The 24428-nt window shown below is 47.3% G+C and carries 26 protein-coding genes; 13 read left to right on the top strand and 13 right to left on the bottom strand.

The genetic code is table 11. The annotated features are described in order from the left end of the window. Positions 1–58: 58 nt before the first annotated feature. Complete coding sequence (gene hisD / locus QGP82_RS18765; RefSeq protein ID WP_163666561.1) at positions 59–1351, top strand: histidinol dehydrogenase; 1293 nt, start codon at positions 59–61, stop codon at positions 1349–1351. A 16-nt stretch (positions 1352–1367) separates the two neighbouring features. Here the strand turns inward: hisD and QGP82_RS18770 are convergent, their stop codons facing one another. Next, positions 1368–1772, bottom strand: coding sequence for a hypothetical protein (locus QGP82_RS18770; protein ID WP_163666559.1), 405 nt, complete (start codon positions 1770–1772; stop codon positions 1368–1370). A gap of 219 nt (positions 1773–1991) precedes the next feature. On the opposite strand from QGP82_RS18770, the gene hslO reads away from it, so the two are divergent. Then, positions 1992–2900, top strand: coding sequence for an Hsp33 family molecular chaperone HslO (gene hslO, locus QGP82_RS18775; RefSeq protein WP_163666557.1), 909 nt, complete (start codon positions 1992–1994; stop codon positions 2898–2900). On the opposite strand, the gene QGP82_RS18780 is transcribed toward hslO, so the two are convergent. The 3 genes from QGP82_RS18780 to QGP82_RS18790 all read right to left on the bottom strand — a co-directional run bounded on the left by QGP82_RS18780 (position 2901) and on the right by QGP82_RS18790 (position 8575). Continuing rightward, positions 2901–4223 (bottom strand): four-carbon acid sugar kinase family protein, encoded by a 1323-nt coding sequence (locus QGP82_RS18780; protein ID WP_499060652.1) that lies wholly within the window; start codon positions 4221–4223, stop codon positions 2901–2903. 61 nt (positions 4224–4284) lie between these two features. Further along, positions 4285–5043: a DsbA family protein gene (locus QGP82_RS18785; RefSeq protein WP_499060653.1), complete on the bottom strand. Its 759-nt coding sequence runs from the start codon at positions 5041–5043 to the stop codon at positions 4285–4287. Between the two features lie 394 nt (positions 5044–5437). Further along, positions 5438–8575, bottom strand: coding sequence for an NB-ARC domain-containing protein (locus tag QGP82_RS18790; protein WP_499060654.1), 3138 nt, complete (start codon positions 8573–8575; stop codon positions 5438–5440). A gap of 88 nt (positions 8576–8663) precedes the next feature. Between QGP82_RS18790 and QGP82_RS18795 the strand changes: the two genes are divergently transcribed. After that, the gene (locus QGP82_RS18795; protein ID WP_499060655.1) at positions 8664–9026 is read left to right on the top strand and encodes a CU044_2847 family protein; all 363 of its coding nucleotides are present in this window, start codon (positions 8664–8666) and stop codon (positions 9024–9026) included. Positions 9027–9154: 128 nt separating this feature from the next. On the opposite strand, the gene QGP82_RS18800 is transcribed toward QGP82_RS18795, so the two are convergent. Next, on the bottom strand, positions 9155–11197 hold the full coding sequence (locus QGP82_RS18800; RefSeq protein WP_499060656.1) for a hypothetical protein: 2043 nt from the start codon (positions 11195–11197) through the stop codon (positions 9155–9157). 227 nt (positions 11198–11424) lie between these two features. Beyond that, positions 11425–11739 carry a hypothetical protein gene (locus tag QGP82_RS18805; RefSeq protein ID WP_499060658.1) on the bottom strand — a complete coding sequence of 105 codons (315 nt, stop codon included), beginning with the start codon at positions 11737–11739 and terminating at the stop codon, positions 11425–11427. A gap of 354 nt (positions 11740–12093) precedes the next feature. Between QGP82_RS18805 and QGP82_RS18810 the strand changes: the two genes are divergently transcribed. The 7 genes from QGP82_RS18810 to QGP82_RS18840 all read left to right on the top strand — a co-directional run bounded on the left by QGP82_RS18810 (position 12094) and on the right by QGP82_RS18840 (position 15223). After that, complete coding sequence (locus QGP82_RS18810; protein ID WP_163702913.1) at positions 12094–12327, top strand: hypothetical protein; 234 nt, start codon at positions 12094–12096, stop codon at positions 12325–12327. Positions 12328–12365: 38 nt separating this feature from the next. Next, a complete protein-coding gene (locus QGP82_RS18815) occupies positions 12366–12752 on the top strand; it encodes a hypothetical protein (RefSeq protein WP_499060659.1) in 387 nt (128 codons plus the stop codon). 3 nt (positions 12753–12755) lie between these two features. Further along, positions 12756–13262, top strand: a complete 507-nt coding sequence (locus tag QGP82_RS18820) for a hypothetical protein (protein WP_499060660.1) — start codon at positions 12756–12758, stop codon at positions 13260–13262. Next, the gene (locus QGP82_RS18825; RefSeq protein ID WP_499060661.1) at positions 13259–13852 is read left to right on the top strand and encodes a hypothetical protein; all 594 of its coding nucleotides are present in this window, start codon (positions 13259–13261) and stop codon (positions 13850–13852) included. Before QGP82_RS18820 ends, QGP82_RS18825 begins: the two co-directional genes overlap by 4 nt. Next, entirely contained in the window at positions 13852–14520 is a 669-nt protein-coding gene (locus tag QGP82_RS18830; protein ID WP_499060662.1) for a hypothetical protein, read from the top strand. Before QGP82_RS18825 ends, QGP82_RS18830 begins: the two co-directional genes overlap by 1 nt. 7 nt (positions 14521–14527) lie before the next feature. Continuing rightward, a complete protein-coding gene (locus QGP82_RS18835; RefSeq protein ID WP_499060663.1) occupies positions 14528–14875 on the top strand; it encodes a hypothetical protein in 348 nt (115 codons plus the stop codon). Between the two features lie 63 nt (positions 14876–14938). Further along, positions 14939–15223, top strand: coding sequence for a hypothetical protein (locus tag QGP82_RS18840; RefSeq protein ID WP_499060664.1), 285 nt, complete (start codon positions 14939–14941; stop codon positions 15221–15223). A gap of 167 nt (positions 15224–15390) precedes the next feature. Here QGP82_RS18840 and QGP82_RS18845 read toward each other — a convergent pair whose 3' ends face one another. The 5 genes from QGP82_RS18845 to QGP82_RS18865 all read right to left on the bottom strand — a co-directional run bounded on the left by QGP82_RS18845 (position 15391) and on the right by QGP82_RS18865 (position 17862). After that, on the bottom strand, positions 15391–15801 hold the full coding sequence (locus tag QGP82_RS18845; RefSeq protein ID WP_499060665.1) for a hypothetical protein: 411 nt from the start codon (positions 15799–15801) through the stop codon (positions 15391–15393). Further along, positions 15791–16156 carry a hypothetical protein gene (locus tag QGP82_RS18850; RefSeq protein WP_499060666.1) on the bottom strand — a complete coding sequence of 122 codons (366 nt, stop codon included), beginning with the start codon at positions 16154–16156 and terminating at the stop codon, positions 15791–15793. Before QGP82_RS18850 ends, QGP82_RS18845 begins: the two co-directional genes overlap by 11 nt. 1 nt (position 16157) lies before the next feature. Further along, entirely contained in the window at positions 16158–16577 is a 420-nt protein-coding gene (locus tag QGP82_RS18855; RefSeq protein WP_499060667.1) for a hypothetical protein, read from the bottom strand. Between the two features lie 27 nt (positions 16578–16604). Next, positions 16605–17192, bottom strand: a complete 588-nt coding sequence (locus QGP82_RS18860; RefSeq protein WP_499060668.1) for a hypothetical protein — start codon at positions 17190–17192, stop codon at positions 16605–16607. 412 nt (positions 17193–17604) lie between these two features. Beyond that, positions 17605–17862: a helix-turn-helix domain-containing protein gene (locus QGP82_RS18865; RefSeq protein ID WP_499060669.1), complete on the bottom strand. Its 258-nt coding sequence runs from the start codon at positions 17860–17862 to the stop codon at positions 17605–17607. A gap of 298 nt (positions 17863–18160) precedes the next feature. Between QGP82_RS18865 and QGP82_RS18870 the strand changes: the two genes are divergently transcribed. The 3 genes from QGP82_RS18870 (at position 18161) to pdxA (ending at position 22109) form a co-directional block, all read left to right on the top strand. Beyond that, positions 18161–19483 (top strand): AAA family ATPase, encoded by a 1323-nt coding sequence (locus tag QGP82_RS18870; protein WP_499060670.1) that lies wholly within the window; start codon positions 18161–18163, stop codon positions 19481–19483. Between the two features lie 354 nt (positions 19484–19837). Continuing rightward, the gene (locus tag QGP82_RS18875; RefSeq protein WP_499060671.1) at positions 19838–20962 is read left to right on the top strand and encodes a tyrosine-type recombinase/integrase; all 1125 of its coding nucleotides are present in this window, start codon (positions 19838–19840) and stop codon (positions 20960–20962) included. A gap of 130 nt (positions 20963–21092) precedes the next feature. Continuing rightward, positions 21093–22109 (top strand): 4-hydroxythreonine-4-phosphate dehydrogenase PdxA, encoded by a 1017-nt coding sequence (gene pdxA, locus QGP82_RS18880; RefSeq protein ID WP_499060672.1) that lies wholly within the window; start codon positions 21093–21095, stop codon positions 22107–22109. Positions 22110–22864: 755 nt separating this feature from the next. On the opposite strand, the gene QGP82_RS18885 is transcribed toward pdxA, so the two are convergent. Together QGP82_RS18885 and grxC are read right to left on the bottom strand one after the other, a co-directional pair. Further along, positions 22865–23731, bottom strand: a complete 867-nt coding sequence (locus QGP82_RS18885) for a DUF72 domain-containing protein (protein WP_163666549.1) — start codon at positions 23729–23731, stop codon at positions 22865–22867. A gap of 39 nt (positions 23732–23770) precedes the next feature. Next, positions 23771–24079: a glutaredoxin 3 gene (gene grxC / locus QGP82_RS18890; RefSeq protein ID WP_499060673.1), complete on the bottom strand. Its 309-nt coding sequence runs from the start codon at positions 24077–24079 to the stop codon at positions 23771–23773. Positions 24080–24428 lie beyond the last annotated feature (349 nt).

Genomic DNA, 24428 nt, shown 5'->3' on the forward strand with positions numbered 1-24428 from the left:
CACTAATCCGCGCTAAGCTATAACAGTCATACTCCTCCCACTCTCGCCACCCGCCTCAATGTTGCGAACTTTGTACAAGATCAGCGAAGCGCAGGCTGAACTCCAGCGTATTTGCGATCGCATCCATACCGATCAGGTGGTTGAGCAAGAAGCCACCGTTCGAGAAATCTTAAACGCCATCCGACAGTCAGGGGATGAGGCACTCTTGCACTATACTGCCAAGTTTGATGAACAAACCCTGACCCCCCAAACCCTTCGCATTAGCGGCGCGGAAATTGACACCGCCTACCAGCAAGTTTCCGGTGACTTGCTCCAGGCCATTCGCCTTGCCTGCAAGAATGTCAAGGCTTTCCATCAACAACGCTTGCCTAAAAATTGGGTCACCTTTGAAGAAAACGGCGTTGTCCTGGGTAAACGTTATACCCCTGTTGCCAACGCCGGAATCTATGTACCAGGCGGCCGAGCCTCTTACCCGAGCACAGTGATCATGAACGCCATTCCTGCCCAGGTAGCAGGGGTGGAACGTTTAGTCATGGTTACCCCCACCCCCAAAGGTCACACGAACCCAGCAGTGTTAGTCGCAGCCCAAGAAGCAGGGGTGCAAGAAATCTATCGAGTGGGTGGCGCTCAGGCTATCGGGGCATTGGCCTACGGCACAGAGACCATCCCCAAGGTGGACGTCATTAGCGGCCCTGGGAATGTCTATGTCACCCTGGCTAAAAAGCAGGTTTATGGAACCGTTGGCATTGATTCCTTAGCGGGTCCATCCGAGGTACTGATTATTGCTGACCACACGGCTAATCCTGTCCACGTTGCGGCAGATCTGTTAGCCCAAGCCGAGCACGATCCTATGGCTGCGGCTATCTTACTGACAACAGATAGCAAACTAGCCGATAAAGTTGTGGTTGAAGTCGACCGCCAGTTAGCAGGCCACCCCCGCCAAATCCTCACCGAAAAAGCAATCGCCCATTACGGCATCGCCATCGTCGTAGAATCCTTAGAAGAAGCTGCCCAACTGTCCAACCAGTTTGCCCCCGAGCATTTAGAACTTGAAGTTGAAGATCCTTGGGCACTGTTAGAAAAAATCACCCAAGCAGGCGCAATTTTTCTGGGTCATGACACACCAGAAGCTGTGGGTGACTACCTGGCAGGCCCCAATCACACGTTGCCTACGTCTGGAGCCGCTCGCTACGCGTCCCCCCTGAGTACTGAAACCTTTATGAAACACTCCAGTTTGATTCAGTATTCAAAATCTGCCCTGCTCAATGTTGCAGGGGCCATTGATGCCCTTACCAATGCTGAAGGTCTACCTTCCCATGGGGATTCGGTGAGATTGCGCGTAGAAGAGTAAATTTACTGCTCAAAACCTATGGGGTCTCTTTTGATTGGCGGTTTTGCATTGCCATAAATAATTGTAATCTCAGCAAACTGGTTGCCTGAGCGATGTTAAGGGGCAATGTGGACACACCTTCTAAGCGAGACTGTACCCAGCCATCACCCCAGTACCACTCGTGAAAACCATCCACACCTCGATGGAGCAAAAATCGGATGGCATTATCCGAGCATTCATCAACTGTGTGATCAATCTGAATGGGGCCAACGTAACTAGAAAAGGTTTGCCCTACCCCTAACGGTGCCTTAAAGCTTTCAGAAAACTGCTGTGGCCAGAGCCACTGACGAAGCTGGTCGGGCTGGGTCAACCCGTGCCGCAACTGAGCCATGGTCGCATCTATTTCAATCCTGAGGGTGCTTTGTTGATAAATCCCAAACATATCTTGAGTACTACTTTCTAGCGATATAGCAGGTGATAAAACTCTAAATAACCGACAACCTGACGCGACGGCTCTACCTACTACAATATTAAGTATTCAAAAGCGTTGCTGATCCTCAAACGAACTTAATCTGAGAAGTTTGGACAAGTCACGTTCAGTTCAAATAGATTTATTTCGCCCATCGGCAGCGGAGCAAAACTGTAGAAACAAAGTAAAACCATGGCGGATCAGCTCATTCGAGCAGTAGCAGCAGATGGCGGCATCCGAGTTGTTGGAGCCATCACCACCCGTTTAGTCGAAGAGGCCAGGACTCGCCACAAGCTTTCTTACGTTGCCACGGCTGCCCTAGGCAGAGCACTAACAGCTGGCACACTTCTAGTTTCTAATATGAAACGAGAAGATTCGCGCATTAATATTCAGATTCAAGGGGATGGACCCATTGGCGGTATTCTTGTTGATGCCCGGCTAGACGGTAGCGTCCGGGGTTATGTCTCTAACCCGTATGTAGAGTTACCCCCCAATGCCCAAGGCAAACTTGATGTGGGTGCAGCAGTGGGGCGCAATGGCTATCTCTACGTCGTGCGTGACTCGGGCCTGGGTTATCCGTATTCCAGCACAGTGGAATTGGTATCAGGGGAGATTGGCGAAGATCTCACCCAGTACCTGGCCACATCAGAACAAACACCGTCAGCCTTAGTTTTAGGTGTATTCGTCGACAAACACGGCGTAGAAGCAGCAGGTGGCTTGCTCCTTCAGGTTTTACCTCAGGTATCCCATGATGAGCGCCTGATCTCCACCTTAGAATCTCGACTGGCATCCTTACCTGGATTCACCCCCATGCTACGGGCACAAAAAACGCTACCTCAAATCATTGAGGACCTGGTGGGAGATATGGGGTTAGCCATTTTTCCGGAGAGCCAACTCCTACGTTTCCACTGCCCCTGTAATGGTCAGCGCATGCTATCTGCCCTCAAACTACTGGGCGAAGATGAGCTCCAGGATATGATCGACAAAAGTGAGCCTGCTGAAGCCATCTGCCATTTTTGTGGAGATACCTATGAGGCTCAGTGCGATCGCTTAACCGAGTTGCTAGCTGAACTCAGATTGGAAAATGCGAATCGAGCATAATCATTTCGCCATACGCTGGTAGGCGGCAGCAACAGCATCGTCGCCGCCAACGTTACCGGGAAATAGGACAACGGGCAAATTTGGAAACTGTGGGTGCTCAGGCCCCGCTGTAATCACCGAAACCCCTGGAATAACCTGACCTAAAAGCCTGGCAGATGTTAGAGCTAGGCCTTTGCTAAGGGTATCGTTAGAGGTAATGCCACCCTTACTGATCAAAAAACCCAGATCCGTAGGCAGGCCACGCACAATATCCATGAGTAGGTGAGAAACAGCTTCACCAAACGCCAAACGAGTGGCCACATCGGCGAAGGTAAGTTCTTTGCGGCTGGTATAAACCACCGCTGTTGTCCCCTGAGCGTAGAGGGTGTTCACCTGGGCCAAGATTTCAACTACCATATCCTGCGCTTGGTCAGGATTCTCATTTAACCGAGAGACATCAACTTCTACACCAGTTACCCCTGGCTGCTTGAGAAGATACTCCAGTTGCTGAGTTGTTTTTTTAACGTGAGAGCCCACTAAAATCACACCCGGTTTATGGTTACAGGTGTAGCGTGACATCTCACTCGGGCCAGCCGGTTGTACGGGTAAAGCAGCGAGAGATGTGAGCAAGCTAGCAGCACTGCGAAAGAGAAACTTTTTACCTTGGGCGGCGGCGGCCAATAGGTCTTGGGAAAACTGATCGAGATCAGCCTGGTTTTGGGCATCAACAGCTACGCAAACATTGTTACTCAGCTGCATTAAGCGCTCCATTGTATTCTGGCGAATCACATCCAGGGTAAACCGTTTCACCTGATCGGCAACAATCTTGCCAGATGTCTTTTCGGCGACATAATCAGGCAAGTAGCTATAGCTATAACCAAATACTGAATCCTTAGCGAACTCAGTCTCATGAACAGGGATGCGTACGCCATCGGTTTCAATATAGTGGGTGCTATCGAGAGTAATACGTCCTGCTTCAAAAAATGCTGGCACCATAAAATGGGCGTCAAAGGGACCCAATTCTGACGCGATCACATCGGTTTCGAGGGGATAGTGGCCGCGCAGGGTCGAATCTGAACGACTGACCACCAAATACTCTTGTGTGTTGGTTTCAACCAGTGCCTGTTTTAGGTTATGACAGACTTCACGGGTGGTACGCTCTGCTTCAGCAGGGGTGAGCGAACGGGTATTGGCCAGAATAAAGAAAATGGGAGATGCGTCTAAGAGGCCTTGTTTTAGGGTGGTCACATCCCATTTCAGTAACAGTAAACAGCTATGAACTGTTTGAGAACCGGTGGGGTCGTCGTCGATAACAATAATTTTGGGGCGGCGGGAATCAGGCATGGGGCAACAGCATACTGGTAGATTAACTCGAACAGGGTGGTGGGCAGTGCCCACCTTAATATTACTCAGCCGATTGAGCCGGTTGAGCAGCTTTGAGGTTGTCTAGCAATTCTCCAAAGCTCTCGGGGGGAACACCAGGGGGAATGAGCAAACCACCGATTAAAAAACTCGGGGTACCGCGTAGTTTCAGTTGTCCAGCTAGAGCCAGGTCGGCATCGATGGCGGCTTGGGCAGCATCGCTGTTGCGATCGCGCTCAAATTGTTCCATATCCAACCCTATTTGCTCAGCTAACTCCACGTATAGCTCATCTCCTAATCGTTCTTGATTGGCAAAGAGGCCTGTGTGATAAAGCCAGAACTGATCTTGCTGAGCAGCAGCCCATGACGCCTTAGATGATGGCACTGCTTCTGGATGAATACTGGTGAGGGGGAGATGCTTGTACACGTAGAGCACCTCTTCACCGCGTTCTTCCACAAAGTCTTTCATATGGCCCGCTGCAACAGCACAAAACAGACATTCAAAATCGGAGAACTTGACCACCACCACTTCAGCATCAGGATTACCTTTAGTGGGGGAGCCGCCAATAAAGGTAGCCCGATCCATGGATGATAGAACCTGATTGACCTCATCCTGACGTTTGCGCCATTCCGCTTCGGCGGACTCAAGCTCATCTTCAGTTGGGGGGGCTTCCGCCTGTTGCTGGGTTGCGGGCTGTTCCGCCGCAGAGGGCTGTGCTGAATCAGTCGCAGAGGTACAGCCAATCGGAGCGAGCAAAGTAGCGATCGCAACTGTGCGCATCAAGACGTTTTTGAATGCCATGGGAAAGGACTGACAGTAGCAACTCACTAACGCTAACACTTTGGGGCAGTCACCGGCCCTTTTACATCAAGACATTGAGAGTGATAACGATTACAGTAGCCGTTAGACGGACGTAGATCTCACAGAAATGAGTCAGTTCTTTATGGACTAATACCTTTGAACTGGACGTAATTGGGACGCGCCCCCTACTAACTCAAAAGCGCACAAAAATCCCTGAAAATCTTCCCTGAAAAGATTTTTTTGACTTGAATTAACGACAACGATTTATGACGCGGCTAAACGTAAGCTCCCAACCTTCGAATATAGATGCTCATGTATAGAAGCATGAAGCGGATGAATATGCATCAAGCTCATGTTTAGTTTTAAAGGTCAATACACTTAACGCGTACGTAATTTAAGGCCACTGTTGGCAGACGTCTCGGACAGCTTGTAAGGTTTCAGAAAATGCTTGCTCATGGCCGAAGCTGACAATCATCGACCGACTCTTAGGTAACGTGTTGATTAACTGAGAGCGATTCTGATAGGCCAACGTATCAAGGACATCAGTCCACTGAGTGAACGATATCGAGAGCTGCTCTAAGTAGGGTAGAAATCTTTGTAGTGCATTGGCGCAGTAATAGTTATCCTTGATATCCCGTGTAATATCGAGCGCTTCGGGCCACAGCGACTCGGGCAGGTGCTCGGCCAGCGCACTCAGCGCACTCGACCGAGAATCTTCATCTTGGATTTGGCGCGTCACCGCCAGCGCTTCGGGCCACAGCGACTCGGGCAGGTGCTCGGCCAGCGCACTCAGCGCACGCGACCGAGAAGATTCATCTTGGATTTGGCGCGTCACTTCCAGTGCTTCCGGCCATAATTCGACAGTTTGTTGAGCCAATTTAATCAAAGCACTGGATCGATCCGCCGCATCCTGAATTTGGCGAGTAATCTCAATGGCCTCTGGCAGATATTGCCGTGGCAACAAGGGTGCGATGTGTTCGAGGGCAAAGGCTCGATATGAAAAGCCTTGTGTGATCTGCCGGTGGTCTCCGTAACGATCCTGAATGTGTTGAATACTTGCAAGTACGTTAGGCCAGACCTCAGTAAAGGTCTCAGCTAGTTTGCTAAGAACATAGGAGCGATAAACGGCATCGTTAATCTGATCGATGGTTTTTATTACTTCAGGTAGCAAGGCTTTGGGCATATGGGGCACAATCGCAGCAATGCATTCGGCTCGATGCCATGGATTCTGGGCTTGCTGGGCATAGGCTAATCCTTGGGCTGCTTGCCAAACGCCTTTCTCAACCAATGCACTCACTAATTCAGCCGGTACATTACTGGCCAAACTATTGAGGGAAGTGCGTATCAAAGCATAGCGAAACACTAACGCAACAGATTCACTGGGCACTTGGTCATAGTGTTTGATTGCTAACTGCCACGCCCGACCTAAATCATTCACAAAACCTGCCGGTTTACCAATGGCATCACAGGCCTCATACCAACCATTACACCCCTGCTCATTACTCGCTTGCAACAACCGATGAATCGCTTGCGGCTGTTTCGCCTGCTCCATGTGCCAGGTGAGATGGGCATAGATATAGCCATCATCCTCAAGGGTGTACCATTGTCCATGTGATGTTTTGGCACGGTAGCGATTTAGCAATTCACTATGGGCCTCAGCTTTGGTCAGTCCTAGACCGGGTAACTCCCCTTCGCGAATCGGCTGAGGCGAACTCATCAGTAAGCGTCCGGCTAGATCGTGCATCAGGTCATGCATCCGATAGCTGGGCTGACCATTAGCCTGCTTAACGCCTTGTAGTACAAGCGCCTTGGCTCGAAAGATGCGTAAGATTGAGCCTGACTGTCGCGAGGTTAACTGCCACAGGGTTTCTGCCATTTCTTGAGTCAGATTCACATCTTCAGGAATCACCCCTAACCAGGCAAACTGTCGCAGTTGTTCTCCTGAAAGTTGTTTTAGACTCAAATTAAAACAAGCTAGCAAGCTATATTTACGTCGCTTGGCATCATCAGGAATTTCATCCTGACCATAGATATCTAAGGTTTCTAACCGCACAACTTCAGTCTGGAAATCTTCAAACAACTGTTGCCAGGTTACGCCTTCCTCAATCTGAGACGCTGCGAGTTCTAGCGCTAGGGGTAAAAAGCCAACACGGGTTGCAAACTCTAGTGCTCGTTCACGATCTGAGACACTGAGAGTATCAGAGAGTTTTTGAGTCATCAGTTCTAGCGCCTGGTCTGCCGTCATCACATCCAGGTCATATCGGTCAGCGCCTGAAATTCTTGCTTCGCGTGTTGTTACTAAAACGCAACAGCCATCTTCACCGACTCTAAATGGGTCTAAGTGCTCAGGGTGCCAAACATCATCAACCACCAGCAGTACCTGCTTACTGTACAGAAGTGTCCGTAAATGATTGGATGCGGCCTCAATCGCTGTTGGTTTGTAATCATGATCGCCGAGTGCTTGAATCCACCCGCTGAGCAACGGCAAGATATCTGGATTCTGGCCCAGTGTGGCCCACAAGATACCATCACAAAAGTGTGCTTGTACCTCATCATCATGGGCTAGTTTTGACGCCAATACCGACTTACCAATGCCGCCTAAACCGTAGATAGCACTGACCACTAGAGTCCCAAGCTTGGTTTTCTCGCACAGGAGCTTGTCTTTAACCGCTTTCTGATGCTCAGGTCGTTCGACAAAATGATCCGGTAATGGCGGTCTTTGCATAGGCACGATAGACACGCGCCTTTGTTTAGCTGGCTTGCCGTCCTCCGAGGCTATCGATTCTGGCAATAGCTCCTTGGGAAATTGAACTATCTGAATCAATCTTCCCTTACCACACCACACCAGTTCTTGACGACTTCCCTTGAGCGCTCGACTGAGACTATCGGTTAAACTAGCGCCTGTGATCACACCATCAGTAGGATCTGCCTTTTCTGGCACGAGTGCATCGAGAATGGCACCGGTAAAGAGACTGTGGTCATCACTCTTTTTAGCAAAGGCTGACTCAAAATCTCGACAGGCTGTAATTAGCAGACGATTCTGCTTTGAACTGAAGGCTGAAAAACTTTCCTCAACCGTCGTTTGTTCAATAAAGTTTCCACTGTGACAGGCATCAATGAGCATGACTAAACTGCTCAGATTGGCGCATTGAATCAAACTATTGAGATTGGCGAAGGAAATGGCATGTTGTTGACCAGTGGGTTGGCGATCGCTCCCCACACTTACATCACAATCCGATGTCGCCAGATATCCCTGAGACGCTCCAAATAGTTCCTTAATGCTGATGCCATGACCGGTGAAATAAATAATTGCTTCACTATTAACCGCTTGCTCGGTCAGAAACGTTTGCAGCGCCTCAGCCAGTTGCTTAGTGGTAACCTCTCCTTTGAGTACCTTGGGCTCTGTATTACATTGTCCGTATTTTTGGAGTAGGTTGGCAATGGCCTCAGCATCTTGAACTGGTTTACTTAAATTAGCCAGATGTTTGCTTTTATACTCAGAAATGCCAATGACGAGGGCGTAACGGGCCATAGACTTAAAACTTTCAAGGGAAAACTTACTGACAATGCGTATTTCCTCCTAACATAGCCGATGTCTAAACTAAAGCCCAGGTATCCCTATGTCTGACGTAGAACGGCTCACCTTTGAAGATGATGATGGCAATGCCTACACCATGTTTTTTGAGGCGTCTGAACCAATAGACGTCCCTGAAACACCCGCTACCAGCACTGATGATGATGAATACGAGTCCATGGGCATCACCGATGATGTGAAAGCCAAGCTCAAAGATATTCACGGCACCCTGAGAGCTTATACCTATTACGCCATGGGTGCTTTTAGCAAGGTAGCGTTTGCAGAGGTTGAAGAAATCACTTTAAAGTTTGGCATCAAAATCGCAGGGTCTACCGGCATGCCCATTTTGACCCAGGGGTCTGCAGAAGGATGTTTTCAAGTGGAAGTGACGTGTAAACCCAAGAGCTAACATTATTACTGGCTTAAAAGTGGGCTAAATTAGCCCACTGTCACATAGGCAGAATGCTTATTTTTCCGTTGAGGCCATCGGCTACGATGGCTATTATTCTGTTGACTAGTTGCGGGCGTTGCAGATAATCAGAGAGTTTTAACCCACAGTGGCGCTTGATCCAAATGACCAGCAAAGCTTTTTATGTAAATCGCTTTAACAGATTGCACCTTATTTGTCAATCCACCTTTAGAGAATATTTCTCTAGACCCCACTAGGTAACTCGACTCTATCAGGTTTCTAGCATAGCTTAAGACCTTTTTACATTCGGCTTCAGACTGACCATTAACAACAACTTTACTATTGTCGTTTAAGACTAAACTTCCTCTAACAGCGCCTTTTGTGTACGTTGGAAAGTTAAAATCATAGGTGTGTGAAATCATTTTTTTGGGATGAGGGATATGCATAGACCAGCGACTATGACCTCCCTCTGATGGTTTCCAAAGGATAATTAGTTGCGGGTGTTCTCCTGTTTTTGTTTCCCAAGATATAGGAACAGCTGCATTTGTTTCAGGTGGGCATTTGATTTTGTCCCACACTCGCTCAGTTGCTTCAGAAAGTCTCTCTAGGGCCGCATAAATCCCATGCAATCCAGATCCTGACCATGGCAAGAGATAGGGCAAGGTGCTTTCACACTCAGTCATATTAATACTTCCGAACCCAGACGCCTCAAATTTTTTCTTTATCTCCTGTATCTCATTTAGTAACTGTTCGAGATTATTCGCGCTAGCTTCACAACACTTATTGTTTATGTTTTCTCTGATGACTCGTAACGTTGTTTGACAGTCAGACTCAGGATTCTTTTTCGTGGTCGGTGGAGTCGTCTTCTTTTTGCTAGTGACGTTAGGTGGAGGGCTTGTTCTAGTAACACGTCTAGACTTTTTGCGCTGTACCCTACCCAGAATAAACGGAACAGGCGGAAGATTAGGGCTATCGTCATTAGACGACTTTTTCTCTTTAGCTTCCCTTGGATTGACTGGGTTTACATGTGGCAAAACATCTAAACCCTTAAGGACATCTGAATTGCTCGGTGTTTGTTCGGGTTGTTCAGCGGAGCCTAAAGGGTCTGTTGGTGCTGTATCCGGTATGTCGCTAGGCGGTTGGGTGTCTCCAGAAAAATCAGGTAACTCGCTGATATCAGGCCAGCTTTTCGAGGGATTGATCACCTGAGGTTCTATAGGATTACCCGAAGGATTATTATTGTCATCTAAAGGAACAACGTCTAAGATTTCTAAAGAGCTTACAAAAACATCACGGTTATTAGTTCCGGTTCCTGTAATAAATCCCATATCTAGCAAATCACCACCACCACCATAAAATTGATGGTCACGATGGGCATTGCCTCCGGTAATTCCTTTAAAGTAGTGTTTCCCTTCTGGTTGAGAATTCGGATTCCTATAAACAGCGGTTCCGATAGGTCCTGTTTTACCCGTTAACGTTTTTGATTCTCTCCATGGTCTTTCTTGGGGACCTTCAGAATGATCTGGCCCATAATCAGATTTTGTTCTATACGTTACGGTATACTTCTTGCCTGCTTCCCCATAGGTTTCAGGATCGTGAGTGAGCCCTTCAGCGATAGGTTTAGAGTCGTGTGTACTGGGTTCTAACTGTTGATCATTCTTTCCAAGTGCCGCCTTTAAGTGTTCTCCTAAACTTGGACCAAAAGGCGAGCCCATTCCCTCATAAATTTTATTGCCAGCATATAAACCAATGCCAAAGGCAGCCGTGCCTAACGTTGCCACAACACCCGCTGGATTACTGGCAACAGGCGTAAATAATATTGAACCGCCACCCGCAGCACCAGCACTTAACGTTGTCCCTTTAGCCGCTGTGCTATGGATAGGGTTTGTGCCCTGTGGCGCATTCAAACTAGCACGTTTTGCCGCATTCCAGTTTTGTATGGCTTGTGCCGTTCTAGCACTGCCGGTTGTTGCCGTCCCTGAATTACTCGCAACGTTCCTGGTTTGAGATCCAAACTTAGTGATATTTTGGGCGGATTGTGTGGTTCCTCTAGGACCACTGGTTGAGGTTCTGTTGCCATGTTGAGAAAAATTCTGTTGATGCCGTTGCAAACTCCGATTTAATGCATTTGACAGGCCATGCCCCTGTTGAGGAGTCGGCGCAGGCTTCAAGTTTAATGGTTTCCTGAGATTGAGTTGCCGCTGTAAGTTGAGTCCAGGCTCTTTATACGGCAATGAGCCTGGACTCGGCGCAGTGGCTGGAGACCGTTGTAACCTTAAGCCCCCTGACGATGGGCTAGCGCTTAGATTCCCCGACGTAATACCGCTCCCTCCGGCACCTGTTGTATAAGGGCCTAGGATAGAAGCCGTATTCCCTGGTGACACATACGTAGGCATTATCAGCTACTTTGCAAGAACTCACTGGGTATGGTTCCCGAATAATAGGGTTTCGTGGCTTCCCATAACGTCCCATACGCCCCTGTATTATAGTCTGGGTGCAACCTTAAGTTAGACCGATAACTGATGTAAATCTCTTTGTCATAGTTTCTAAAGAGAGATTGTTGCACGCGGTCTACTCGGATGCCTTCCGCTTCGTTATAGGTCTCCCCATTGTTCATGTACTCAAGCACAGCATTCGCCCATGCCGCTAAACTCTCAAGGCCATTGATGAATGCGCTATCGGGTATTTGTGCTCTGGTGAGTGGGATTGTCATGATGGATGATTCGGGTGTAGCTTCGCTCCATAGTATAGGTGGATATTTTTTACAACAAACGTAGAACTATCACAGGATTAAATCAAATCCCTAAAGGTTTTGAGCTCATCAGTGTTTCTGACTATTCAGAAAGATTTTTTATTCACGAAAGAACCGTAAGAAGACGATGTAAATGTAAGCAATTACGTGCTTACAAGATTGCCGGTAAGTGGCTCATTCTAACAAAGCGTGGTTAACCCCTTTGGGTTTAATGCCGAAGGGACAAAAGTGTTTCTAACATGATGGATTTGCAAGCGTTTTAGCCAACCTTCTGGGTGGAGAAACTCCGCTGTCTATTAACGAGGATTTTTTGGTATGGCTGCTGCAATGACGACATCAGCAACGAGTATTGAAGGACAAGCGCTTGAAGTTGCTCGCGAGCTTCAAGTATTAGAAGCAGCACAATCTACGGCTGATGTGCCGTTGAATAACGTCCAGATTGATACGGATATTGAAAGTGGTTTGGTGTCGATCACCATGACTCTACCAACGGCTTTGAGCGGTACGGGTGGAGCCTTCACGTTGTCCGCGTCTGAATACCTAAGCTAATCAGCTAGGGAATACGTAAACCCTAGGAGGATTAGATCATGGGAACAGAACGAATCAACGTCAATTTCACGGTTGGAAAAAACACGTATCAGATCAGTGGTGCAAGATGGTTTTATGCGGATAAGACCGTCAAGAAAATCATTGGCGGTACTCCGGCGACAGAAGCCACCTCAGGGGCGACCAGTAGCGGTATTGTTGTCTCTGGTGTTGAGGCCAAGCGCGTACTCGTCAAGTTAGTGCTGGTCTACAGTACCGCTGTCGGGACTGCCGTAAAAAACGCGGCTCAGATAGACAAACCTAAGCGGTTTCATTTTTACTGTGACCCTGACAAAGCTGAAGATGCCATGCTATCTCTAGCGAAAAAGAAAATCTTTGGCCGGGCTGTCATCCGTGTCTATCGACCGCTAAAGCGCTGCTACTACTAAGCTGTGGGCTCAAAAGGCTGGCCATTTACAAAGCCTGTAGGGGTAGCGATTGGACTATCCCTAGCGCGGCTAACGGATCAGTATCGACGATTAGAGAGTAAATCTCTTCTTTCTCACAAAGGATATCGATTTTCGTTTAGGCTCAATCAATCGGCTGATGTGCTGGTCAAGATCACGAGCGTTATTGCCAATCAAAAAGGCTGGCATCGGGCTGGGTATCTTGCCAATTTGCTAACGGGTGGACCGATTCGTGAGTCGGTCCAAGCGGTTGAACGACTGTATTTTGGTCAACAACATGTCTCTATTGCCTACACAGGTTTAGAGCACTATCTTGAGTTTTGGCCTCATGTATGGATTACCGATTATCGGATCGAGCTATGGGCTAAAGCTGTGTTAACAGCAGTTGTGATTCCTGAGACTGGAAACGAAGGTGGTTTGTTGTTGTTCAATACGGGTGAGGGGCTGACTGAAGAATTCACGTTTTTTGGAGACTTGATCGTTTTTCCATGAGTGGGACAGATTTTAATGACTTGCCACTATTACCCATGCCGTTTCAGGCAAGCGATCTGTTGTATGTCTCTAGAGACAGTCAATCGTTTAAGGCAAACCCTCACCCATCCATCAATGGGGCTAATTCGTTAGCGGCGGTGAGTTGGGCAATGTTTCAAATCCGAAAACCGTCTAGTCAGAGTGGTGGAAGCTTCCATCCTCCGAATACGTGGATAGAGAGAGCATTTAACTATGCTGATCCGCTCAATGAATTTGGTTCCATTACTCCATTTCCCGGCGCTGGCCGGATTGAATTGCCATCAGGCCGTTATTTCGTGACTGGCTGGTTAACGGGAATGGAAAATTCGGGCATGCGGTGCCGTCTGAGACCCCTGGGCGGCTCGCTAACCCCGGTTTATAGTGCCAGCACTTATTCCAATCATTACAGCTGGCATATCCCCTTGAACGGGCTGCTAGAAGCCACTGAGCTAACTCAGTTTGTGACTGAAATGTGGTGTGACCGCAATCGGTCTAAGTCTTGGGGGTTTGGGTATCGGACGACTGTAGAGCCTGAGATTTATGGCTCATTGATGTTTATAAGGAAAGACTGATGGTAACTGCAAGTAACTCTAACGTCGGTTCTCAAGGGTTCTCTGAGTATACGGGAACCGATGGAACCTGCATTAATCCTGCTCATTTAGCTCAATTTTTTGAGGACATGGGACAGGCTCTTAATGCCGCTGTTTGTTCTGGCAGGTTAGAGGATCGGGTCTTTGTATTAACCAAGTTTCAAGAGTTTTCAAACGTTATTGATACTCTGGTTGATCAAGATGGGTTTGCTGACCAGGTTGCACAGTTGCAAAACCTGATCAATACCCTACAGGATCAGGATGGGGATGGTGTTAACGACCTACAACAGGTTAAGGATCGTCTGGATGCCCTAGAGTCTAGCTATAACCAACAACAGCAACAATTAAGCCAGCACGGGCAGTCTATTGCCAACTTACAGACGACTCAGGCAACACAAGGGCAACAGCTAGCAACGTTGCAAAGCTCGATTGATAATCTCGACTGGGAAACCCTAGGGCTTGATCCGAATCAGATCCGATGTGAAGCGGTCACAGATATCTATAACGCGGTTCAAGCGGGTTTCAATGCGTTCTCTCAACAGTTGTCCATTGATTGTGTTCTTCCCACGTCCCTGGATGACGTGAATGATAGTGAACTCCCAGCTGGTGAAGAGACCCCAGCTGGTGAGGATGTCCCTGACACACTTTAAGTCAGCTATGAAATTAACAAATGGGATGATATCGATTCCTAAAGATAGATATCTGTTAACCCTTGATTTTGGGCCATGGCTTGAGAAGCTAACGCATCATCAACAGTATGTTTTGGTGCATAGCCAGGATCGGCCTGTGGGTGTTCAAAAGTGGGGGGTGTTAGTGGTTGATGGTGATCAGGTTGATTATCATCAAGCGGTTAAGGTTGAAAGTGTTCAACCTCATGATTGTTGGACGCTTTCAAATCCTAATCAGTTTACACCTGTCCTAGCTGTTGTTTACCCGGCTTGTTGTATCGGGCAAAATAACAACACGATAAGCATAGAGTCTATAGGCTTTATGGAAAAACGGTAGACACGTAGATACGTGAGCAGTAAGGGTCAGTGTGACACACTGGCCTTTTTCTTCAGAGTTGCCATGAGTTTTTTATTGAACAATTTAGGGGTTGCATTGGGTCTGGCATCTGCGCTTGCCGGTGTAGTCGGTTGGGGGATTGGTCGCGTACGTCGAAACTATGGGTTTGAGCGTGACATAAATCATCTGAAGAGAGATTGCAAAAGCCTTTCTGATAATATGAATATCATCACTCAGGAGCTTGAGCGGCGTATGGATCTGGTAGAAAAAGAGTCAGCGATTGTTAGAGAGATCAATCAGTTATTGATTGCTCAGACAAGACATAACACGTCTGATAAAAGAGGGTAATTCTGAGGTGATAAATTTCATCTCATTTATTTTTGTATTTTTCTACGGATGATTCTTATTGATCAAAAAAACACTCGTAGATCTCTACGAGTGTTTAGACTATTGGCTACGCTAGTGGCTTTAGTATGCCCTACGCTGCTAATCGTGCCTGTCTGCGTTATCTGAATTTATGCAGCATCAGAAGATTTTTCTTTTCTAGTAACTTTAAAAATCTCGCTGTGCTTGGCAACAGCTTTATCTAAATGCTGATTCATCCGAAGCACTCTATAGGTGAATTCTGGTTGTTTTTCCAAGGGCAGCTGACTAATCAAGCTTGTACATGCTTCATCTAAGTGTTTAGCGGCAAGAGCTGTGTCACTGTAGATTGGATCTTCTAAACACTTAGATGTGTAATCAACAAAAAATCCAAATGTTTCAGTTCCTTCACGCATTGAAGTTCGACAACTGTAGTCTTTAAATTCTTGTAACCAGTCTAGGGTGTCTTTGATGATCATCTCTGAATCAAGTAACCAGGATGGATAGCCTACTAATGACATTGATTTTTCCTCTTTAGAGGTCTGAGAGTCGTTAATTTGCATCGTATGAGATAACGCCTTTAAGCATCTTGGCTTGAGTGAATCCTTCACGAGCCGTTCCAGCCGGATCGCTCAGGTCTTCCATTAGTTCAGTTGTTCTATTGTAACCTGTGGCCCATAGTTCAAGTTCAAATTGATCACTTAAATCTACATCTGACCTACTTTTGAGCATGGTTGCTTTGATCGCTCCATTAACCATGAAATACACAATCTTCGGTGCTTTTAGTGCGGCTAAGCGCTTCATCAATGAATTGTAGTTATTGTCAAAGTCGTCTAAGGCTGTCTGTAAAGTGTCTAGTTGCTTCTGATTGAGCTTGCTAGCGATGTGAGGGGGGATTGTGCGTTTTTTCTGAGTCATTTTATTCTGTTCCTGAGTCTCCTAAGCTATAGCCGGTGGCGTTTCCACCGGAGTAGTAGATCGTTGCTGTATGACCGTTGGGTAAGGTGTAGTAGTCCGCGTACGTAGCGCGGGTGTGTGGATGCCCTAGGACGCTTTCGATGGCCTGGTGGGATTGGGGCCAACTGAGATGTAATAGTGTGGTCGTTTGGGCGGTACTGAGCTGGCCAGCGCTGCCCACCATATGAAAGGCGTCGGAGCCTGGTCCTTTGCCGTGGGCAACTAGTCCGGTTTGTTGGCCTACGGCTATGGCTTCACTAGTGAAAGCGTTGGTGATGTCGTTGATGACATCCGTCATAACGTCGGTGCAGCTGGTGAGGGCCAGGAGTAAGGCCAGATTGATAGGGATGATGTTGTTTTTTGGGCTTCTTTTCTTGTGCATATGGCTTGAGAAAGCAGGAATCAATTGTTATTTCTCTAGTCTCTTTTGTTGCAATCTGTTGTAAACTTCTGCCTCTGCCTTAGCCTCGATCTTGAACCGAGCAACGCCACGTTGAGCACCGTTAAGGCGAAATCGGGCCACCTCAGCGTCAGAGAAGTTAGACTCTGCCTGATTGAGGCTATTAATAAACTCGTCTAAGTCGTCTAAATCTTGTTGTAGTGCGATCTCACTTGATGTATTTTGGCTTGAGAGTATGGCTAAAACTCCGCCGACCTCTTCAGGCATTAACTCACCTTCGATCACTCCGGCTGATTCCCATTCTTGGGAATAGCGGTGTTTTGCATCGACTACCCAGGCGTCTCTCTCTTTTGGGTCTACGGTTTTGAACTCAGAAAAGAGTGTTCTGGCTAGTTCGGTGTAGCCTTGGCCGGTTTTGAGTAGTTGCTCGGGGGCTACTTTTTTAAGCCAGGGAAACCAGCGAGTTCTTAGGGTAGAGCTGACGGTCTCTAGTTCTTCGGCTAGTTGTTTTGCGCTGTAGTGTGCTCCGGTGCGCTCCACTGCACTCTGAGTGTGCGGCGTGTTGTGCTCTGGGATGTGCGTTTGTTGTGCTGTCATTGTGCTATTCCTTTATTTTCAATGGTTTGTGTTGCGCGGTTGGTTGCACTTGCGGTGCGCTGCTGTTGCGCTCTGATGTGCGCTACTCGATCTCTAAAACTCTCTTTATTACTCCGAGAGGAGAGCGAATAATGGTGACGTGTGTATGTTCAGGGACAAGACTGTCAAACGTTGCTTTGTAGAGTGAAGTACCAAAATCTGTCTTTGATTTCAAAGATGGCTACTACAAAGCCTTGGCGATCTGATGCTGACTGATCGTCTATCATTGGTATGTCTGGTTTTGAGGTTTACTTGGAACTGGATTTAGGTGTAGCTGAGGCGGGGTTGGAATACTGGCTCAGCTACGCTGTTGAACATGTCGATCACCTCCCATGAGTGAAATGTATTGCTAAATAAACCATTTAAAGCGGGACTACCTCCCGCTTTTTTGTTGTGATTTTGCTACTGCATCACGAAGCTCATCTATCGAAACGCCATAGAGTTCAGCCAATTTGCACCAGTCTTCAAGGGGAAGACGTGGAACAGATTTACCGTTCTCCCAGGAGCTTAGCGTAGCTGGCCTCACGTTAATAGCAACAGCTGCAACCACTTGGCTTATAGGAACTGCCTCTCTTAGAGACTTCAATGTACGGGCCTCTTCATTCCGATGTTCGTTCATAGTATACTCCATGAGTACACGGAAAACAGTTACGTTTAACGTGTACTTTTATCGATTGCATTAAGGGTGTGCGGTTGGCGACTACTCACCCCGAATGCATTTTGCCACCGTTCAGAACGTGAACGGTGGCACTAAAAAGCGGTTCCCTCCCTGCATGGAAGAAACCGCCTGTCAAAGTAATTAAGTTTTGAACGATGAATGTACCCTATCAGTATTATTACATATTTCTCAGTGCTCGTCCACTTCGAAACCCTCTTTTAGCAATGGTTTGAGCGATTTTGATGCGTACAAAAAAAACTGAGAAATAGCCATGCATAAAGACATAATTGACTCGATCCGCTCTGAGCGAGATCGACAGCTTTTCGATGACACGCTAGGCGTAGTCGTCGGTGCGAAGTTTAAAGACGCTGCCCTGGCTCAGATAGCGTTTGCTCACGCTTTGCCGTTGGATATTGTGCGTGCAATTGCAAACGATATATTGCAATCTGCCAATGGCGCAAACCTTGATGATGACGAGTTTAACGCAGCCATCCAGCAGGTGAAATGGATTGAAGAAAATATCGTTGACGAGGGCCTGCGTCTATGGAAACTGCAAGCGATCGCCAAGCGTTATCATCGCTCCTATTCCCAGCTTCAGGAAGCCTACATTAAGGCACTGGTTAACCAGAAACCAGTCCAGCCCTTATCGATCAAAGAGTTCAGAAAAAAGAACAAAGGCCGGATGAAATGGCTTATCCCTGGCTGGATTCCTGCTTCGACCACACTGTTGATCCATGGGGATGGTGGAGCAGGCAAGACGCTATTTACGTATCAAATTTTTGAAGCCATTGTTTCAACCGGCTCATGGAACGGCTACCCGATAGAGAAAGGTCCGGCGCTGCTGGTTCAGACAGATGAACCGGGCCTGGTCACCTCTGAACGTATGGATATTAGAAACATTGCTGATGAGGCACCTTTGGAGATCCTCAGTGAGTGGTCATCCGCTGCATTGCCACAGTTGGCCACCTACATCGAGCAACAACGCCCCAAGCTGGTGGTTATCGATAGCTTGAGCACCATCAATAAAGAAAGTCTGTGCAGTGAAAAAGACACTGAATACGCTAGGCCATTGCTCCACTTGAGGGACATTGCAGAGCGGTTTGACACCTGCGTCATCGTCATCCACCACAGCAACGCCCAGGGTGGGGTTAGGGGCACGACTGCCATTAAAAACAGCGTTTCGGAAGTATGGGCGCTGCGGATGGATGGCCCCTACCGTCGAGTCCTGGCAGTGGAGAAAACGCGACTCGGTAAACCGCCGGGTAAGTATGCGTTTGCCTTTGATGATAGCGACTTCAGTTATCAGCTACTGGGCGATCAAGATGCTGATGGTGAAGTGGAAGACACGACCAACCAGGAAGAACGGATCCGGCTGTGGCTTAACGAAGATGATCGGGTAGGTATCCCGTGGTCAGCGGTTGAAATAGCTGAGTTCTTGGCCATAGCCCCCAACACGAGTAGGCGATTACTTAGGGAGCTATGGGCAACGGGCCGAATTCATAGAGAACGATTCAAGAATAACCGTCACTTTTCTTACTACGTGGGTGATTTACGAGATTTTGTTCAGTCTCAATTAGCTGATTGTGACACTTAACATAAATCAACTGACCAAGTGATCTGTGTGATCCAACGGACACTTTTTACAGATCACTTGATGTATCCCTTACCCAACAGAGGATAGAGCTTATGTGATCTAAGTGATCTGTAAAAATCGCATTTTTTTTGAAGTGAGAATTGCTAAAAACACAGATCACTTAGATCACTTGCATATACAACAGTTAGAAAAACGCAATTTTCGCCTTTAGCAATAGGGTTGTTACAAAAAGTTGTACTGATCTCCCAAGTGATCTGGCAGTGATTTTGCAAGTGATCTGGCGATCCTTATTGAAAATGCTTAACAAATCGCAGCAAAACAAGTGTAGTTTTCCACAGGTGTACTATAGGACAGTTGGCTAAGCGAAATAAAAAAGGCTCAGTAGCTGTACATAATCGCAATGGTATGCTTAGGCTTCGTTGGCGCTATGCGGGGAAAGAATTCTCGCTGGCCGTGGGTCTGGCCGATACTCCAATCAATCGCGCAGGTGCAGAAAAGTTGGCGGCAAAAATCCAGATAGATATCGCTCTGGGGGAGTTTGATCACAGTCTGGTGAGCTATCGCCCGCAGTTGCCATCAATGGCAACAAATACCCTGGAATTGTTTGACGAGTTCATTTCATATAAAGAGTCTCAGGGAGTTCAAAAGCAAAATATTACTTGTCACTACAAGTCACTGAGACCATATATAAAATCTTTTAGCCCAATCAAAAGCCAACAACAAGCAGAGAAACTGTTAAACAAACTTAGTGAGAGACGCAATACCAAGGGTTATAACCATGCTCTATCGAGGCTAAAAGCCTTTGGCCGATGGGCCGTTAGCAATCACCATTGGAGTCACGATCCATTTGAAGGATTTAAGGCCAAAAGAGTCACCAAAAACAGCATTAATTTTAATCGACAACCCTTTACCAAAAAAGAAGTTACGCTATTGCTGCAAACCATCGCCAATGATGCAAGACTGCGACATTACTATCCCTTCACGCTGTGTCTGTTCGCCCTTGGACTAAGGCCGAGTGAAGCCATCGGATTAAGGTGGCGATATGTCGACCTAGAACGAAAACAAGTCACCATTGCTGAAGCGATCGTGAGGATTGATGGTGAGCAGCCACTAAGGAAAGGGACCAAAAACGGTGTGATCCGGCAGCTGGATTTAGTTGATTCAGTGGCTCAGCTGCTCGCAAAACATAGGTCACAAGATGCTCAACCCGAGGACCTAGTCTTTACCACACCGAATGGACGACTAATCAATTTATCCAACTACCGGCATCACTGTTGGAAGCAAGCTATTGAACAATCAAACATTCCCTACAGACCGCCCTATGCTGCTCGACATACTTTTATTAGCTGGGGCTTGGAGCAGGAAGGATGGAGTCTGCCTCAAGCGGCGGCGCTGGCCGGAAATTCTGTAGGGGTCATGGCCGATACTTACGCCCATATGGTAGACCGGCCAGCTATGCCTAAGATTGACATGTTGTGAACGTAAACTGTACGTATTTTGCCTAAAACAAGGTCTGAAAACCCCATGAAACCGTTGAAATTGCGAAATAACGCTAGTACTTTGGTTTATTGTTGGGGAAATTGAGGGGAGTCATCAGGAGGTGTGAGCTATGGGTAATGCTAGACAAATCAAGTTATTGGTAACCTTAGGCGACATGGCCGGGATTGGGCCAGAGGTCGTGCTTAAAGCATTACCTGTGGTGCAACAGACAGCACAGCTCACATTGGTAGGAAATGAGCAACAGTTGATGGCCTGTAGCAAACGGCTAGGGCTACCATTGGCAGACCATCCAATTATCGATGTCCCCTTGGCAGCCGATCAAACGATCCGTATCGGTCAGGGTGATGCTGTCAGCGGCGATCTTAGTTTTCGCAGCTTGCAAACAGCCATTGGTTATTGCTTAAAAGATGGCTATAGTGGTGTGATCACAGCTCCCATTGCCAAATCAGCTTGGTTGGCAGCAGGTCACCATTACCCAGGTCAAACAGAACTACTGGCAGAAATGGCGGAGGTCACGCGGTTTGGCATGTTATTTGTGGCACGGTCACCCATGACTGATTGGACCATGCGCACCCTGTTGGCAACCACCCATATCCCTCTGCGTCAGGTGCCTGAGGTGCTGACACCTGAGGTGCTGACCTTGAAACTGGAACTACTATTAAAATGTTTAGAACGGGATTTTGGGGTAGAGAACCCAAAGGTTGCGATCGCAGGTCTCAACCCCCACAGCGGTGAACAAGGGCAAATCGGTCGAGAAGAAATAGACTGGCTAATTCCTTGGCTCAACAGTCAACGACAGCGATTTCCCCATGTAACTTTAGAAGGTCCAGTACCACCAGATACACTGTGGGTAAGCCCAGCAAAAGCCTGGCATCATTTGGAACAACAGGCCCACCATGGCTACTTGGCTTTGTATCATGACCAGGGATTGATTCCAGTCAAAATGTTGGCGTTTGACCAAGCCGTAAATACCACCATTGGTCTGCCTTTTATTCGCACTTCCCCCGATCATGGCACCGCCTTTGACATCGCTGGTCAAGGTATAGCTCGACCCGATAGCATGGTAGCGGCTATCGACCTTGCCATTGAATTAGCAGTACAACGCCAAGTCAATGGCCACAATTAATCAATGGCTTTTGGTGTTAAAAAAAGCACATAGGGTAACGAGAGAAATCCGTCATTTCCCTGGAGCTTTTTGGGACGTTCTATATAGGGACACGTATTTTTTTAGGCAATTTTACATGTAAATAAAAAACCCAAAAATCAAGCAAATTCAGTGGTTCAAAGTGGGATTTGATCTGTACAATAGCGAGTGACATACAAGTTTTGTTTCAAGGAACCTTAGGGGACTATCTAGTCCCCTTTTTCTTAGTCATTTTAGAAACCACTAAGAAATTGCCAGACCGAAGTAGGTTCTAGAACTGTATTGGAAAAGATGTATACAACCTTAAATTACGCTGACTGTCCTTTCAAGCTGTAACATGACACGTCAACCTAGACTTTGAACAGGTTGGGCATGTATGCCAAACTGCTGAATGCATATCTCCACAGGAGAGGCTACGTCAACAGCAGTTTGCTGCGCACATAGCTGTTATTATTTATAGCCTTCAGCAATAACTGTTATTGGGGTTGAGATAATTCTTCTAAATGAGCTGACACACCTGATGTAGTATTAGCCAAGCTTAAAAACTCACTACAAGAGAAGGAGATTAATCCTGCTGAGCTTTAGGAGAAAGATATAGTAAGTTTTCACACGTCGTCTGTATACTCATCGACTTTCACGTTTATCGTCCCAAATATCGATAAGATCTTTGAAAATACTGAGAGACTCGCAAAGTTCTAAATCATTGATTTCGTGAGAGTCTCTTGGGCTCTGCCTCTTCAAAACAATCCTAACTGCTGAGGTGGCGATTGAATCAACGACCAAGGCAACGGCGGCACATCCACACCTGCTTTTTCTAGCTGCTCCTGAAAATAGCGAGCAATGGCTGGTGACTTTGCTTCGTGGGGACAATGTACAAAAAAATAAACCGAGATACCTTGAGCTAACCAATCTCCTACCTGCTGCACCCAGCCTTTTAAAAAATCACGATTGCGATCCAGATCAGGGTGACTGATGTAGCGCACCAGCACCAATGGGGCAGTCGCTGCTGGCAGCAAAGGAACCCGAGGCTTTTTGCGTTCAGAGCGTAGTTGCGGGTCCTCTGCTGGATTACTCCAGGTATAAATCGGACGAGTGTCCAACAAGACTCGACCTACACTCCATCGAGTTAATAGTTCGTCTAGCCGCTCTAAGTGAGGAGATTTAAACCAATCCAAATGACGGACTTCTAACGATAAAGGACATTGCTGATGAGGCCAGCTCGCCACAAACTTAGACAAGTCTGCAAACAATCTGGGGCTATATCTCGGCGGCAGCTGTGCAAATATTGGCCCCAGCTTTGGCCCCAGCCCCTGCATCAAGGTGAGGAAATCCACAGCAGCAGACCGTTGCGGCATTAACTCACCACTGTGGGTTACTGTACGAGGCAGTTTTGGACAAAACCGAAATGCATCAGGCGTATTTTCAGCCCAGCGCTGCACCGTCTCTGATGTCGGAATTGAATAGAAAGTGGTATTGCCTTCAACGCAGGTCATGCGATCGCCATAGAGACGCAAAAAATCGCTAGCACGACTGCCCTTCGGATAAAAATCTCCGAGCCATTCCCTATAAGCCCATACGGCACAGCCGATGCGAAAATCTGCCAATTGTTCTGTTCCTAAAAGCGTTGAATCCCAATTCTCACCCTATGCCACTTGGGTTAAGAGGGGATCGAGCTGGCCTTTGCTATCAAGAGCATACAGGTCATCACAGCCACCAACGTGATGATCATTGATAAAAATCTGAGGCACACTGCGGCGCTGATTAGACCGTTCCGCCATCTTGACACGGGCTGCCTCATCACCATCAATTTTATATTCCGTAAAATTCACCCCTTTCCACCACAGCAGTAGCTTGGCGCGGATACAGTAGGGGCAGATCTGCCATGTATAGATTTCCACATTTGCCTTTACAGTATCAGGGGTGCGACCTAGCAAACGGTTGAGCAATTCCATGGTGTGCGTCCCTAGACAATAGATCTGCACTAACGTCGTATTCACAGCGCTAGTATCTATATGGTAAATCTTTTTTAGGTGGTCGAAACTCTTTGCAAACCCTTGACAATAATGATACCGAATAGATCAGTACTGGGATATGAACTTAAACACGACCAGGGCATGATCATCGTCACAACTCAGACTAAATTTCCCTGGCACAATTAAGTCATTAAGGAATAACGCTTACTGCGGCTCCCACTTCGGTGGGGGCCCTTTTTGTATGCACCCAACATGGGAGCATGCCAACTAGCATTGTGTAGGCTGAAGTACTTCAATATCCTGATTAATTGACACAACTCAGGACTTT

The organism is Leptothoe sp. LEGE 181152 (assembly GCF_032906605.1).
Classification (GTDB): domain Bacteria; phylum Cyanobacteriota; class Cyanobacteriia; order Phormidesmidales; family Phormidesmidaceae; genus Leptothoe; species Leptothoe turfae.